The 14,801-nt window shown below is 67.9% G+C and carries 12 protein-coding genes; 1 reads left to right on the top strand and 11 read right to left on the bottom strand.

The window, feature by feature from the left end:
- Positions 1–29 precede the first annotated feature (29 nt).
- From recA to IT359_19165, 10 genes are all read right to left on the bottom strand, one after another.
- Positions 30–1,073 (bottom strand): recombinase RecA, encoded by a 1,044-nt coding sequence (gene recA, locus IT359_19210; protein ID MCC6931129.1) that lies wholly within the window; start codon positions 1,071–1,073, stop codon positions 30–32.
- 107 nt (positions 1,074–1,180) lie between these two features.
- On the bottom strand, positions 1,181–1,555 hold the full coding sequence (locus IT359_19205) for a YraN family protein (GenBank protein ID MCC6931128.1): 375 nt from the start codon (positions 1,553–1,555) through the stop codon (positions 1,181–1,183).
- A gap of 190 nt (positions 1,556–1,745) precedes the next feature.
- Positions 1,746–4,085, bottom strand: a complete 2,340-nt coding sequence (locus IT359_19200; protein ID MCC6931127.1) for a DNA translocase FtsK 4TM domain-containing protein — start codon at positions 4,083–4,085, stop codon at positions 1,746–1,748.
- A gap of 1 nt (position 4,086) precedes the next feature.
- Positions 4,087–4,833 (bottom strand): 2-phosphosulfolactate phosphatase, encoded by a 747-nt coding sequence (locus IT359_19195; GenBank protein MCC6931126.1) that lies wholly within the window; start codon positions 4,831–4,833, stop codon positions 4,087–4,089.
- A complete protein-coding gene (accC, locus tag IT359_19190; protein ID MCC6931125.1) occupies positions 4,834–6,192 on the bottom strand; it encodes an acetyl-CoA carboxylase biotin carboxylase subunit in 1,359 nt (452 codons plus the stop codon). It lies immediately after the preceding gene.
- A 36-nt stretch (positions 6,193–6,228) separates the two neighbouring features.
- Positions 6,229–7,446, bottom strand: coding sequence for a type IV pilus twitching motility protein PilT (locus IT359_19185; GenBank protein MCC6931124.1), 1,218 nt, complete (start codon positions 7,444–7,446; stop codon positions 6,229–6,231).
- Positions 7,439–7,945 carry an acetyl-CoA carboxylase biotin carboxyl carrier protein gene (gene accB, locus IT359_19180; GenBank protein MCC6931123.1) on the bottom strand — a complete coding sequence of 169 codons (507 nt, stop codon included), beginning with the start codon at positions 7,943–7,945 and terminating at the stop codon, positions 7,439–7,441. The genes IT359_19185 and accB overlap by 8 nt, the downstream gene beginning before the upstream one ends.
- Before the next feature lie 31 nt (positions 7,946–7,976).
- Positions 7,977–9,065, bottom strand: a complete 1,089-nt coding sequence (locus tag IT359_19175) for an aminopeptidase P family protein (GenBank protein ID MCC6931122.1) — start codon at positions 9,063–9,065, stop codon at positions 7,977–7,979.
- Complete coding sequence (locus IT359_19170) at positions 9,058–9,498, bottom strand: 3-dehydroquinate dehydratase (GenBank protein MCC6931121.1); 441 nt, start codon at positions 9,496–9,498, stop codon at positions 9,058–9,060. The genes IT359_19175 and IT359_19170 overlap by 8 nt, the downstream gene beginning before the upstream one ends.
- On the bottom strand, positions 9,495–12,335 hold the full coding sequence (locus tag IT359_19165; protein ID MCC6931120.1) for a tetratricopeptide repeat protein: 2,841 nt from the start codon (positions 12,333–12,335) through the stop codon (positions 9,495–9,497). Before IT359_19165 ends, IT359_19170 begins: the two co-directional genes overlap by 4 nt.
- 184 nt (positions 12,336–12,519) lie before the next feature.
- On the opposite strand from IT359_19165, the gene IT359_19160 reads away from it, so the two are divergent.
- Positions 12,520–14,358 (top strand): peptidyl-prolyl cis-trans isomerase, encoded by a 1,839-nt coding sequence (locus IT359_19160; protein MCC6931119.1) that lies wholly within the window; start codon positions 12,520–12,522, stop codon positions 14,356–14,358.
- A gap of 156 nt (positions 14,359–14,514) precedes the next feature.
- Here the strand turns inward: IT359_19160 and tatA are convergent, their stop codons facing one another.
- Positions 14,515–14,769: a twin-arginine translocase TatA/TatE family subunit gene (tatA, locus tag IT359_19155; GenBank protein ID MCC6931118.1), complete on the bottom strand. Its 255-nt coding sequence runs from the start codon at positions 14,767–14,769 to the stop codon at positions 14,515–14,517.
- Between the last annotated feature and the right edge of the window lie 32 nt (positions 14,770–14,801).

Below are 14,801 nucleotides of genomic sequence, written 5' to 3'. Positions count from 1 at the left end.
ACTCCCCGATGCGCGCGCCGTATCTCCCGCTATTCCTCCGCGACCTCGATATCGGCCGGGATGTCCCCCTTCGTGATACCGAGCACCGCCTTCACCTTCTCGTCGATCTCCTTCTGCAACGCGAGGTTGTCCTTGAGGAACAGCTTTGCGTTCTCGCGCCCCTGCCCGATGCGCTGACCGTTGTAGCTGTACCAGGCACCCGACTTCTCGATGATGCCGGACTCCGATCCGATGTCGACGAGGAGCGACGTGTGGCTGATCCCCTCGGCGTACATGATGTCGAACTCCGCCTGCTTGAACGGAGGCGCCACCTTGTTCTTCACCACCTTGACCCGCACCTGCGAGCCGATGACTTCCTCCTTGTCCTTCACCGGCCCGATGCGACGGATGTCGAGACGGAGCGACGCGTAGAACTTCAACGCCTTGCCCCCCGTCGTCGTCTCCGGATTCCCGAACATCACCCCGATCTTCTCGCGCAGCTGGTTGATGAAGATCACCGAGGTTCGCGACCGGGCAATGGCACCCGTCAACTTCCGCAGCGCCTGCGACATCAGTCGCGCCTGCAAGCCGACGTGCGAATCGCCCATGTCCCCCTCGATCTCCGCCTTGGGGACCAGCGCTGCCACGGAATCCACCACCACCACGTCCACCGCGCCAGAGCGCACGAGAATCTCACAGATCTCAAGCGCCTGCTCGCCGGTGTCCGGCTGCGAGACGAGGAGGTTCTCCACGTCCACGCCCAACTTCTTCGCGTACTCGATGTCGAGCGCATGCTCGGCGTCGATGAACGCCGCCACTCCGCCGGCACGCTGCGCGTTGGCCACGATGTGCAAGCAGAGCGTCGTCTTCCCGCTCGATTCCGGCCCGTAGATCTCCGTGATGCGGCCCCGCGGGATCCCACCGATGCCGATCGCCGCATCGAGGTTGATCGCCCCGGTCGGAATCGACTCCACGCGGATACGGTTCTCCGTACCCATCCGCATGATCGACCCCTTGCCGCAGTTCTTCTCGATCTGCGAGATGGCCAGACTCAGTGCTTTCCTGCGATCGTCTTGCACTGCCGAAACCGCCATGATTCACCCAGTTGGTGAGTCGTTGAGGCCCTGGCCACGCGGGCAATCTACCGGGTGGCGCGAACGATTCGATACCCCGAACAAAATACGAAACCCCCTCTCCGCGATCAAGTACGAGTTGGAACGTCAAAGGCGTTTTCCACATGGCGTACACGAACGCCTCGCCCGTCGATGATCACCCCGATCACGTCGAACCGATACGCCTCGCCTCGCTTGCCGAAACGATCGATCCAGATCGACGCCGACCGCACCAACTCCCTGCGCTTGCGCCAGTTGACCGCTTCCACCGGCCCCCCGCACCACGCCCCGCGGCGCGCCTTGACCTCGACGAAAGCCACCGTCCCGTCGCGCTCGACCACCAGGTCGATGTCGCGATGCCCGTTCCGGAACCGGCGCTGCACCACGCGCCATCCCCGAAGCCGGAGCCACCGCTCCGCGACTGCCTCCCCCTCGATCCCGAAACGCTGCAGGTCCGTCGTCACGACCCTACGCTAGCACCCCGTCGCGCGGGGCACCGGACCATTCCGTTGCAGATGGGATCATTCCTCTGCGCTCGCGCGCGTTCGCCGCAGCGCCGCGTCACGTCGCCTCGTTGGCGCACCACGTCGCGGCGCGCGCCACACGCCACCGCACCCGCGAAGGCGCCGATCGCTGTCGCGCGTTAGGCCAGTGTCAGCTGTCGTCCGGCCCGGCGATCCGGTCCAGCTCGTCCAGCCCGATCAGGATGTCGCGGGGCTTGGACCCTTTCGACGGCCCCAGCACGCCCGCTGCGTGCAGTTGGTCGATGATGCGCGCCGCGCGCCCATAGCCCACGTTCAGCCGGCGCTGCAGGAGCGAGGTCGAGCCGAGTTGGTGCTGGATGCAGGTCTCCGCCGCCTTGCGGAAGAGCGGATCGCGATCCTCGTGGCCGCCCACGTCGCCGTCGCCATCCTCCGCATTGTCGATCGCTTCCTGTGCCTTCACCTCGGCGATGATGTCGGGACGCGCCAGCTCCTCGTCGGGGAGCCCCTTGGAAGCGCGCGCCGCTCGCTTGGCGATCCTGCGCGCGTCGAACCAGTGCATGAGGCGCTCGGTGTCGTCGCCGGGGATGAAGGCTCCCTGCAACCGCTGCGGCTCCGACTTCCCCGGCGGGATGAACAGCATGTCGCCGTTGCCCAGCAGCGACTCCGCCCCCATCCCGTCGATGATCGTGCGCGAGTCCACCTGCGACGCGACGCGGAAGGCGATGCGGCTCGGGAAGTTCGCCTTGATCAACCCCGTGATCACGTTCACGCTCGGCCGCTGCGTGGCAAGGATGATATGGATCCCGATCGCCCGTGCCTTCTGTGCCAGCATGGCCAGCGGCGTCTCCACCTCGCCCTGCACCGTCATCATGAGGTCGGCCAGCTCGTCGATCACCACCACCACGTACGGAAGGATCCCTTCGGTGTACTCGCGCCGTTCGAAGGCGACCTCCGGGCGCGTCGGCAGCACGAGCGACCCGCCATCGACGATGCGCTTGTTGAAGTCCTGGATGTTGCGCGCCCCATTCGCCGCCAGGAGTTCGTAGCGACGCTGCATCTCGATCACCGCCCACTTGAGGACGTAGGCAGCGTCGCGGTTGTCGGTGATGACCTTGTGCAGGAGGTGTGGAAGGTCGTTGTAGACCGAGAGCTCGACCATCTTCGGGTCGACCATCAGGAACTTGAGCGTGTCCGGCTTGTGCCGGTACACCAGCGACGTGATGATCGTGTTCACGCACACCGACTTCCCCGACCCCGTGGCCCCGGCAATGAGCAGGTGCGGCATCTTGGCCAGGTCGGCCACGACGACCTTCCCCTCGAGGTCCTTGCCTAACGCGATGGGGAGTGCCATGCGCGCCTGCTGAAACTCCCGCGCCTCGATCAGCTCGCGGAACGAGACGATCTGCGGGACCGGGTTCGGCACCTCCACGCCGACCGCCCCGCGCCCGGGAATCGGGGCCACGACGCGGATGCTCGGTGCGCGCATGGCCAGCGCGAGGTCGTTGGCCAGGTTGGCAAACTGTCGCACCTTTACCCCCGACGCCGGCTCCACCTCGAACTGCGTCACCACCGGTCCGATCGTCTGCCCCGCCAGGCGTCCGTCGACCTTGAAGGTCCGCAGCGCCTCCATGAGCTTCACCCCCATCGCGTCGATCTCCTTGCGACCGACGTCGACGTTCCCCGCCGGAGGTGGCGAGAGCAGCTCGGCTTCGGGGATCCGGTCCTCGAGCGCATCACTCTCCTCCACGAGCGGCACCGTGGGGGACGAGTCCTGCGCAACGGGGAGCGGTTCAAGCTTTGCCTTCGCCGCCTTCTTCCGGGGCGCCGCCGTGCCCCCGCCCTCGCTCTCGCTCGCCGCCAGGTGCTCGGCACCTGCGCGCTCGATGGCTTCGGCGCGCTTCGCACGCCGTCGCTCGCCACCCTCCCGCGCGTCGCCCTCGATGGCCGGCATCTCCTCGGGCGGCGGTTCCAGGGCCAGCGCCTCGGGCGACGTGCCGCCAGCCGCAACGCGGGGGAGTGCCACGCGCGTGGTGAGCGGGTTCCACCGCAGCGTCCACGCGGTGAGGGCGCTGGCCAGCACGAAGACGGCCAGCCACGCCCCCCCCATGCCTAACGCGCGTCGCAGGTAGAAGGCGACGAACCCGCCCCACATGCCGGCCGGGCCGTCGGTGTGTCGCTCCGTCCCGGTGGCGAGGCCGACCACGATGGGGAGGATGACCACCAGCCCGGCGAGGAAGAGGAGCCAGCGCCGGTCGGTTTCCCACCGCATGCGGTCGAGCAGGCGCAGGCCGTGCACCAGCGGGATGAAGGCCAGGATCGTCGCGGCCGGCGCGCCCAGCACGAAGAGGAGCGCCCCCTTGAGGCAGCCCCCCACCGGGCCAAAGATCCCCCGCGCCGAGGTGCACGCGGTGTCGAGCGGGAGCGGTTGCAGGGCGAGGGCGCCGCCCATGAAGAGGGCGAGCGCAATGAGCGCGATCCCCGTCACCTCGCGCCTCAGGTTATGCGGCACGCTACCGCTCCCGGTCGGGACCGACCTTGGTGATCTGCCGGTCCTGGTACACGGGGATGACGGGATAGGCGTCGAGGCTTCCGCACACGGCGAGGTCTTCGCCGAACCCCGAGTCGGTGAGCGACCGGCCGTGGGAGGCATCGGCGAGGAGGCGCCCGAGGTCGGCGCCATATCGCTTCTCCAGCTGCAACGCGGCGGTTGCCCCGTCGTTCAGGTCGATGTCGGACAGGCCGCGGCGAATGGCGCGCACGAAGCGCCCCGCGCACACCGCATCCTCGAGCGAGAAGTGGCGCTCGCTTCCGGCGGCGATGATGGCCACGTCATGCCGCGCCCTGGCGGCGGCGCGTACCATGGCGCTCACCGCCGTGACGTTCACGAAGGCGCCAACCAGCACCTCGCGCGCCGGTTGCGCGGCGATGAGGGCCACCGTCCCGTTCGTCGTCGTGAACAGGATGGTCTTCCCCTCCACCGCCTCGCGCGTGAACTCGCGCGGCGAGTTCCCGAGATCGAAGCCGGGGACCATGAGGTTGCGGCGTTCCCCGGCCAGCTTGCACTGTCCGCGCTCGAACGACTTGGAGCGCGTGATGCACTCCTCGGCGCTCTCGAAGGGGATGACCGTGCGCGCCCCATTGTGCAACGCGACCGCGATCGTCGTGGACGCTCGCAACACGTCGATCACCACCGCCACGCGCCCCTGCACGTCGGCGCCGGTCATCCCCTGCGCGCCGAAAAAGACGTCCAGCCGCACTCAGCCCCCTTCCTTGAGGATCCCCGCGATCTCGCGTTCGAGCCACTTGGTGTCGACCTGCCCGGCGCGGAACCCCGTGTTCGTCATCACGCGCGCCAGGAAGGGCGCCGTCGTCGTGACCCCTTCGATGATGAAGCTCTCCAGCGCGATGTGCATGCGGGTGAGCGCCTCCTCGCGATCGCGCCCCTGCACCACGAGCTTGGCCAGCAGCGAATCGTAGTACGGCGGCACCGTGTAGCCGGCGTACACGTGCGTATCGAGGCGCACCCCCGGGCCACCGGGGGGATGGAAGGCCTCGATGCGCCCCGGCGAGGGCTGGAAGCCGCGCGCGGGATCCTCCGCATTGACGCGGCACTCGATGACGTGGCCGCGCAGCGTGGGGAGCTCGAGCACGGAGAGCTTCTCGCCAGCCGCAACGCGAATCTGCTCCTTCACCAGGTCCACCCCCGTCAGCTGCTCCGTGACCGGGTGCTCGACCTGGATGCGCGTGTTCATCTCCATGAAGTAGTACGACCCGTCCTCGTCGAGAAGCATCTCGATCGTCCCGGCGCCGACATAGTCGATGGCCTTGGCGCCGCGCACCGCCGCCTCGCCCATCCGCGCGCGAAGCTCCGGCGTCATTGCCGGCGACGGCGCCTCCTCGATCAGCTTCTGGTGCCGGCGCTGCACCGAGCAATCGCGCTCGCCCAGGTGAATCACGTTGCCGTGCGTGTCACCCAGGATCTGGAACTCGATGTGCCGCGGCCTGGTGAGGTACTTCTCCACGTACACGTCGCCGTTCCCAAACGCCGACAGCGCCTCGGAACGCGCCAGCGAGAACGAGCGCAGGAACTCGTCGACATCCTTCGCCACGCGCATCCCCTTCCCACCGCCGCCGGCCGCCGCCTTGATGATGACCGGAAAGCCGATCTCCTTCGCGAACTCCAGCGCCGCGTCGGGATCCTCGATCGGTCCCGGCGTCCCGGGAACGATCGGCACCCCGACCTCCAGCATCGCCTTGCGTGCCGCCGCCTTGTCGCCCATCACGCGGATCTGCTCGGCCGTCGGGCCGATGAAGGCGATGTTCGACGCCACGCACGTCTCGGCGAACTCGGCGTTCTCCGCCAGGAAACCGTAGCCCGGGTGGATGGCATCGGCCCCCGTGATCTCCGCCGCGGCGATGAGGCGCGGGATCTTGAGGTACGATTCCCGTGCCGGCGCCGGCCCGATGCAGACGTCGTCATCGGCAAAGCGCACGTGCAACGACTCACGATCGGCCTCGGAATAGACCGCGACCGTCTGTATGCCTAACTCTCGACAGGCGCGAATCACGCGGAGCGCAATCTCTCCGCGATTCGCGACGAGGACTTTCTTGAACATGGTGATTCTCGGGGCCCGGCGCGTGGACGACGGAACCTACGCGGTCTCGTCGGTCTGGAACTCGTCCCAGGAGGTGTCGCTCGAGCCCGCGACGCCCTGCACCCGCAGCGCCAGCTCGTTGGGATTGGTGGCGTGAAACAGCGCGTTCTCGTACGAGATCGTCCCCTTCGTGTACCACGCCATGAGCGATTGGTCGAAGCTCTGCATCCCGTACTGCACCGTCCCTTCCTTGATGAGGTCGGGGATGTTGAGCGTCTTGGAGACGTCGCGAATCTGCTCGCGCACCGCCGCCGTGTTCATCAGCACCTCGCACGCCGGGACACGCCCGGGCTTGTCGGCGCGCGGCACGAGGCGCAACGACACCACCGCCGCCAGCGCGTTCGACAGCGCAAAGCGCACCTCGTTCTGCTGGTGCGGCGGGTAGAAGGAGAGAATGCGGTTGATGGTCTGCGTGGCGTCCGTCGTGTGCAACGTCGAGAACACCAGGTGCCCCGTGTCTGCCGCCTTGAGCGCCGTGTCGAGCGTGTCGAGGTCGCGGATCTCGCCGATCAGGATCACGTCGGGGTCCTGTCGCAGCACGCGCCGCAGTGCCTGCGCGAATGAACCGGTGTCGGTCCCCACCTCGCGCTGGTTGATGTGGCACTTGATGTCACGATGCAGGAACTCGATGGGATCCTCGATCGTGATGATGTTCGCGTAGCGCTTCTCGTTGATGACCTGCAGCATCGACGCCAGCGCGGTCGACTTCCCCGACCCCGTCACCCCGGTCACGAGGACGAGCCCCCGCGGGATCATCGCGATGTCGTCGACGATGAGCGGGAGGTTGAGCTCCTGGATCGACTTGGCCTGGTGCGGCACGGTTCGGATCGCGAAGGCGATCGTCCCGCGCTGCTGGTAGGCATTGACGCGAAAGCGCCCGATCCCCGGAACGCCGGTCGCGAAGTCCGCCTCGCGAAACTCGGCGAACTCCTTCACCTGCTTCGGCGTCATGATCTCCTTCGCCAGCGTGCTCAGGTCCTCGGGCCGAAGGGCCGGGAGCGGGAGCGGCGACAGGTCTCCGTTGATACGCAACGTGGGCGGCCGCCCCACCTTCAGGTGAAGGTCGGACGCACTGCGCTGCACCATCTGCTGCAGGATCGCCTTGAAGTTGAAGGGGGCGCGCGGCGCACCAGCCCCCGTCGCGGTCGGCGCGCTGGCCCCCGCGGGGCTCCCCGCTGGCGACGGCGACTCCGGCGCCGGAATCGGGTTACCCATTCGGATCAATGCGCATCAGGACCTGGCCGTACTCCACCGGCTGCGAATCGGACGTGACAATCTCCTTCACCACCCCCGAAAACTCCGACTCGATCTCGTTCATGATCTTCATCGCCTCGATGATGCACAGCGTCTCGCCCTTCTCGATGCGCTGCCCGACGCTCACGTACGGCTTGGCGCCCGGCTCGGGCTGCGCGTAGTACGTCCCGACCATCGGCGACTTGACCTCGAGCAGGTTGGCCCTGGGCGCCTCCGAGCGCGTCGCGACCTCCGGCTCGGCGATCGCCGGCACCGGCTCGGTCGGCGTCATGCGCCCTACCGGCGAGGACGGCATCAGCGCTGGCATGGCCACCGGCGTCGGGATCTGTACCGCCCCGCGCTGCTGCGGGGTTTTCGAGATGCGGATCTTCATCCCCTTGTCCGAGGAGATCTCCACCGAGTCGACGGTCGAGCCGTCGAGCATCTCGATCAGTTTCTTCACGTAGCGTAGGTCGATCATATCAGCCATTGAGGTCCGCCGGCTCGGGCGCTCAGGTCAGTTCGAGAAGCTCCCGCGAAAAGTGCGTGAGAAGCTCGGCTCCGTCGGCGCCCAGATGAACGTCGTCTTCGATTCGCACTCCCCCCCACTCCGGCACGTACACCCCCGGCTCGATGGTAACGACCGAGCCAACCGGAAGCACCTCCTCCGCCAACCGCGACAGCCTCGGGGCCTCGTGCACCTGCAGCCCGATCCCATGCCCCAACCCGTGGCCGAACAACTCGCCAAGCCCCCGCGCCTCCAGCACCTCGCGCGCGAGCGCATCGCCCTCACGCCCTCGCATGCCGGCCCGGACACGCTCCCGGGCCACTTCATTGGCCTCCCGGACCGCGTCGTAGGTCGAGCGCTGCCGTTCGTCCGCGCGTCCCACCACCACGGTCCGCGTCACGTCTGAACAATAGCCACCGGTCGAAGCCCCGAAATCCAACAACAGAAACTCTCCCGGCGCAATAGCCCGGTCGGACGCCCGCGCGTGCGGAAGCGCCGACCGGGGACCGGACGCGATGATCGGCGGAAACGGGTGCGTGTCGCTCCCCGAGCGGCGCAACGCGCGCTCCAGCATCCCGCACACCTCCAGCTCGGTCATCCCCACGCGCACGGCGTCCAGCGTCTCGCGCAGCGCCTCCATCGCCATGGCGCCGGCGGTGCGGATGAGCGCGACCTCCTCCGCGTCCTTCTGCTGCCGCAGCTCCTCCACCAGGTCGGTCGTCGCTCGCCAGTGATGCCGGGCGCCCTGTTCCAGCAACCGTTGGAAATCGCGGTGCACGAGCTGCGCAGACTCGAAGCCGAGCGCCTGTTGCCCGGGCGTCGGCGCGAGGAGGTTCCAGAGCCCCGTCCAGAGCGAGCTGGTCTCGATCCGCACGTCGGCCACGTCGCCAGCCTCCGCGGCGGCTTGCACCTGGTAGCGGAAGTCGGTGATGAGCCAGACGTTGCGCGGCGAGACGAAGAGGAGCGCGTTGGAGCCGGAAAAGCCGGTGAGGTAGCGGATGTTGGGGAGCGACGAGACGAGGACGCCGTCGAGGTGCTGCACCACGAGGCGGTCCACGAGTGCTCCCAGGCGCGCCGCCCGGCGGCTACTCACGTTCGGTCAGGCGCGCGACGAGACCGCGGAGCGCGAGTTCGTACCCGATGGCGCCAAAGCCGCACAGCACGGCCACCGCCCCCGATGCCAGCATGGAGTGACGCCGCTCCGGCTCGCGGGCGTGGATGTTCGTGAGGTGGACCTCCACGAACGGGACCTCGGCAGCTGCAAACGCATCGCGGATGGCGAGCGAGGTGTGCGAGTAGGCGCCGGCGTTGATCAGGGCGCCTTGCGTAACGCCGCGCAGCCCCTGGATGGCGGTGACCAGCTCCCCTTCCCCGTTGTGCTGGGCGCAGAAAACGTCGACGCCCAGCTCCGCGCCAACTGCGCAAAGCCGGGCTTCGATGTCGGCAAGGGTCGTGGTCCCGTACAGCGCGGGTTCGCGACGGCCAAGCAGGTTGAGGTTCGGACCGTTGAGGACTGCGATTCTCACTTCTTCTTGAGGCCTTCGAGCCAGGCCGTGAACTGCTCGATGTCCGCGTCGCGTTCCTCGCCCCCCTCGCCATCAGGCGACGGTGAGGCGGAGCTTCCCGGCGAAGAGCCTTCGTAGAACTCGTCGAGCGTCACGGCGCCCGACGAGCGCTCTGGAACATCGCGAAACAGATGCTCGAGTGACAACTCTCGTTCGCTGGACTCCGACGGAGCGCTGACACCGCCGCCTTCTCCGGAGCCGAACGCCGACGCCAGCGCCGAGGCCGCCTTGTCATCCGCGCCCGAGACCGTGCCCGCGGAGAACAGTTCCGACAGCGTCGGCGCCTCATGCGGTGCCGTGGCGGGGGCATCAGGGACGGTGAGCGCCTCCTCGCGCGTGGCGACGCCCGAGAAGGAAGGGGTGCGCGAGCCGGACGATTCGGTGACCCCGAAGGGGTCGCTGGACTCGCCGTTGTCTTCCCCGCTCGTCGCCGCCGAGTGGCGAGGCTCCCGGCGCGCGAAGTGGAGGAAGAACGAGCGCACCGACTGCCCGTGGCGATCGACGATGTCGCGCGGCGCAAGCCCCTCCACCACCGCCGACGACGCGCCGCGCTCCAGCGCCGCCACGCGATCGCGCAGCGCCAGATCGTTAGGCTGCTGCGCCAGCAGCTGACGATAGATGGAGAGCGCCTCGCCGTGGAACCCCTGCTGCAGGTACAGCTCGGCCATCGTCTCGGTGACGAAGGCGGGCGACTCGCCAGCCGCAACGGCAGGCGTTGCCTCCGCCTCTCCAGTCACCGCCGCCGCTTCGTCCACTGCATGCGCGCTGGCCTCGATGACGGAGGAAGGCTCGACGGCTTCCGCTGCTTCGTACGCTTCGCTCGCCGCGGCGATCGCCGCCAGGTCGGCGAGCGTCTCGCGGGACACGAGCCCCTCCACCGGGACCACGAACTCCTCGTGCTCCTCCGGCCGCTCCATCGAGGCCGCGGCGTCGAGCGGCGAAGTCCCCCACCCCGCCAGCGCCGGCTCGAACGGTTCCAGTTCGCGCTCGCGCTCCCCCTCGATGGGGAACGGCTCGTGGGCGCTCATCTCCGGCGCACCCGCGCTGTAGGCATCGACCTCTTCCAGCGGGGCCGAGATGCTGCTGGCGATGTAGGTGACCTCGCTGGGCGAAGGAGGGACGAAGGCGTTGTCCTCGAGAATGAAGTCGGACGGCGTCGCCGCTGAGGCGACCTCGCTGGCCAACGCCGGGTAGTCGTCCTCGGTCTCGAACTCGGTCGTGCTGCCCAGTGCCTGCACGGGTTCTGGCTCGGCGTCCGCCTCAGGATCCGGCGCGAAAGCACCCTCGCTGACGACGACCTCGGCGCTCGCTTCCTCCTCGGCGGTCACCGCCTCTGCGGTCACCGCCTCGGCGGTCTCCGCGGGGGGGGCAGACTCGGAGTCGGCAACCGCAATCCACGCGTTGAAGTCGGCAAACTCGCTCGAGCTTTCCACCGCGGCGGGCTCGGCGACCTCACTGGCTTCCGACGTGGACTCGCCGACTGGCTGTTCGGCAATGGCCGGCGAGTCGATCGGCGTTGGCGCCGTGTGCCAATCCACGACTTCGGCCGGTTCGGCCGTCAGCTCGCTCGCCGTTCCTTCGAAGTGTGCGGCGGGAATCGCTTCCGGGACGGCTGGAGGCGCGTGGTCGTGCGCGGTTGGGTCCGCGGCAATCGACGCCAGGAACGCCGGCGTCGGGATGGAGCCGCGCTCCTCCTCGGCGCGCACGAAGGGCGGCGTCGGTGCCTGCACGTCCACTTCGGCGGGGGGAGCAAACGACAGCGACGCCGGCTCGGGAACCAGCGGGGACGCGACCGGCGTGGCCGCCGACAGGTCGGGGAAGAACGAATCGTCGAAGGCGGCGGGGTCGGAGTCGGCGTGCGCCGCAACTTCATGCACACTGCCGCCGGCCGGGGCGCTGAACCAGTCGTCCACCGTCGGTTCGGCGACCGCTTCCAGGTCGCCCATGTCCAACCCGCTGTGCGACGATGTCCCACCGAAGAACGGATCGTCGTGCGAGGCGAGAACCTCGTGCAGGTCCTCGGTAGGGGCTGGCGACACCTCGCCAACCGCTTCATCGGAGAAGGCCGAAGCCTGCGGCGCGTCAGGCAGCGGGGCGACGGACTCTTCGTGGAGCTCTGCCAGGGCGGGGATCGAGTGGGCGAGTGCGAGGCCATCAGGCGGGGACTCGCTCACGTGGGCGTCGTGCGCCCCGATGATCGCGTTCGCCTGGAACTCGGCGGGGGGGGGCGCGTCGAACCCGGGCTCGGCGGTCGAGCCGTCGAAGTCGGACGGTGCCGCGAGGAAGGTGGGAACGGCGCTGTCGGCGCTTTCCGGCTCCGCGTAGGACGGGACCACGGTATCGGTGGCGGAGTCGAGCGCACTCACGGTCGCCACGTCGGCGGTGGCCTGGAAGGGTGCGCTCTGCGCCAGTTCGGAGAGCAGCTGCGCGATCTCGTCGTTGCGCGGGTCGGCCTCCAGCACGCGCTCGTACCAGCCGCGCGCCGAACCGGGCTCGCCCTGTTCGCGCGCGATGTCGCCCAGAAAGCGCAGCGCGATCAGGTTCTCGGGATCGAGATCGAGCGCGGCCTCGAATATGGAGCGCGCCTCACCCAACTCCCGCGCTTCGTAGAGCGCCTGGGCGAGGACGATATGCCCACTGATGTGGCCCGGCTGGTTGGGGAGGTGCGTCCGGCACAGGGCGATGGCCTGCGTCAGGTCCCCCAGCTTGCGGTACTCGTTGGCGAGCGGCGCGAAATAGCGGCGCGGATTCTCGTCAAACTTCTTTTTGAGCTCGTCGAGTCGGGCGGACGTGGCCATGCCTAGCCCTCGATGTCGTCGCGCCAGATGTGGCGCCCAAGTGGAACGTTTCGGTGCTCAGTGTGTGAGACGAGCAAGTCGATCAGAAGTGACACGCTAACTTGATTTTAGGCGCAGATCACAAATAGCTTTCGCGGCTCTCGACCCCCGCCTCACCTCGTGTTCCAGCAGGAGTAATAGCCCCGTGCTCCAACAGATGCGGAGTTCGGCGAAGTGGATCTGGCTGTTCATCGTCATCTGCTTCGTCGGAGTCTTCCTTTTCGCCGAAACCTCGGGCCTCCTGGGGATCGGCAGCGCCCCGATCACCACCTCCACGGCTGTCGCCGAAGTCAACGGCGTCGAGATCCCGTATCTCTCCTGGGCCAACCTATCGAACTCGTTGGCCAAGCAGGAAGAGCAGACCACCGGGCGGGGGCTGACGCTCGACGAACGCCGGCAGATCGAGGACCGCGCCTTCGAGCAGCTCGTATCCAGTGTCCTGCTGAACCAGGAGTACAAGCGGCGCCGCATCGTGGTCTCGGACCAGGAAATCGTCGAGGCCGCGCAGCAGAGCCCGCCGCCCGAGCTCATGCAGAGCCCGGACTTCCAGACCGACGGACGCTTTGACATCCAGAAGTATCGGCGGTTCATCGGGAGCGCGGCAGCGAGGTCGCAGGGGGTCCTGCTCCAGCTCGAGAATTACTATCGCGAGGAGATCCCCCGCGCCAAGCTGTTCGACCAGCTGGCGGGTGACGTCTTCGTCCCCGATACCAAACTCTGGAGTGTCTATCGCGACCTCAACGACTCGGCGCAGGTGAGCTTCGTGTCGTTCGATGCGTCCACGGTGCCCGACTCGACGGTGAAGATCCCGGACAGCGAGCTGCGTGACTTCTACAACAAGTACAAGGAGCAGCTCACCCGTCCCGGACGCGCCGTCCTTTCAGTGGTCGAGGTTCCGCGCGCCCTGACGGCGAGCGACACGGTGGCGACGCGACAGCGCGCCGAGGCGCTCCGCAACGAGATCCTCGGCGGCGCCAAGTTCGAGGATGTCGCCAAGCGGGAGTCGGCAGACACCATCTCCGGCGCCCAGGGCGGCTCGCTCGGCACCGGCGGCAAGGGACGATTCGTTCCGGACTTCGAGACGGCGGCGTACGCGCTCAAGGCGGGCGAGGTCTCACAGCCGGTGCTCACGCAGTTCGGCTACCACCTCATCAAGGTCGACCAGCGCAAGGGTGACACGCTCACCATGCGGCACATCCTCCTGCGCATTCAGCAGTCTGATTCGTCGGCGCTCCGCTCCGACCGGCGTGCTGACTCGCTTTCGCGCATGGCGGCGACCGCCGACCGGAAGGAAAAGTTCGACAGCGCCGCCAAGGCGCTCGCTCTCACGCCGCAGGTGGTTACCGCTGTCGAGGGACAGCCGGCGCAGGCGGCGAACGGACGCGCCATCCCAAGCGTCTCCGCGTGGGCCTTCGGCGGCGCGCGCGTGGGCGAGTCGAGCGACCTGTACGACGCCGACGATGCCTACTACCTGGCGCGCCTCGACTCGCTGTTCGAAGGCGGCGTTCCCACCTTCGAGCAGGCCAAGGACGACATTCGCCGCCAGCTCATTGGGCGCAAGAAGGCCGAGTCGTTGCTCCCCAAGGCGCAGGCGCTGGCCAAGGCCGCCGCGGGGTCGACGCTCGAGAGCGCCGCGGCGGCCGCCGGGCTCACCGTCAGCAAGTCAGAGACGTTCACGCGCCCGCAGTTCGTGGCGGGGCTGGGGCGGTTCAACGCGGCGATCGGTGCGGCCTTCACCCTTCCCCTCGGCGCAGTGAGCGCCCCGCTCGTCACCGATCAGGGGGTGTTCGTGCTGCGTGTTGACCGTCGCGTGGAAGCCAACAAGGCCACGTGGGAAGCGCAAAAGGAGCAGCAGCGCCGTGAGGCCACCTCCGCCATGCAGCAGCTGCGCGTGCGCACCTTCCTCAACGAGATGCGAAAGGGGGCCAAGGTCGAGGATCACCGCAAGGAGATCAACGCCGCGGCGCGCCAGCAGACGAGCTGAGGATCGGGCTTGGCCGTAACGATGAAGGGCGCCACGAAGGTGGCGCCCTTTCTCGTGTAGGGGACGGAGGCGCGGGCATGCTGTGCCCCGTGCAAGACGAAGGGGAGCGTCCGTTGGGAGCTCCCCTCTCTGACTGACGCCGCGCCACTCCCTGGATCAGGACAGAAGGCGCTTCGGCTCGGGGCGCGCTTCCTCGTCCTGATGAAGCGGCTCGGCCGGGCGCGGCGGCAACGCGTCGCGCCGCGTCTCTTCCTGGATGGAGCGATCCACGTCGGAAATCCCCTTCTTGAACTCCTTGATGCTCTTGCCGAACGAGGCTCCGATCTCCGGCAGTCGGCGCGCCCCAAAGAGGAGCAGCACGACCACGAGGATCAGGAGGATCTCCATGAAGCCCAGGTTCCCGAAGTTCATACGATCTCCTAGAAAAGCGATCGCGCGATGAG

Source organism: Gemmatimonadaceae bacterium (genome assembly GCA_020852815.1).
GTDB lineage: Bacteria > Gemmatimonadota > Gemmatimonadetes > Gemmatimonadales > Gemmatimonadaceae > SCN-70-22.
The sequence above is the reverse complement of the archived record's forward strand: the minus strand, read 5'-3'. Positions and strand labels throughout refer to the sequence as shown.

What these genes read in the sequence shown, in the direction of transcription:
- recA (MCC6931129.1), bottom strand. Translation starts at nt 1,073, where the DNA reads ATGGCGGTTTCGGCAGTGCAAGACGATCGCAGGAAAGCACTGAGTCTG.
- tatA (MCC6931118.1), bottom strand. Translation starts at nt 14,769, where the DNA reads ATGAACTTCGGGAACCTGGGCTTCATGGAGATCCTCCTGATCCTCGTG.
- accB (MCC6931123.1), bottom strand. Translation starts at nt 7,945, where the DNA reads ATGATCGACCTACGCTACGTGAAGAAACTGATCGAGATGCTCGACGGC.
- IT359_19165 (MCC6931120.1), bottom strand. Translation starts at nt 12,335, where the DNA reads ATGGCCACGTCCGCCCGACTCGACGAGCTCAAAAAGAAGTTTGACGAG.
- accC (MCC6931125.1), bottom strand. Translation starts at nt 6,192, where the DNA reads ATGTTCAAGAAAGTCCTCGTCGCGAATCGCGGAGAGATTGCGCTCCGC.
- IT359_19185 (MCC6931124.1), bottom strand. Translation starts at nt 7,446, where the DNA reads ATGGGTAACCCGATTCCGGCGCCGGAGTCGCCGTCGCCAGCGGGGAGC.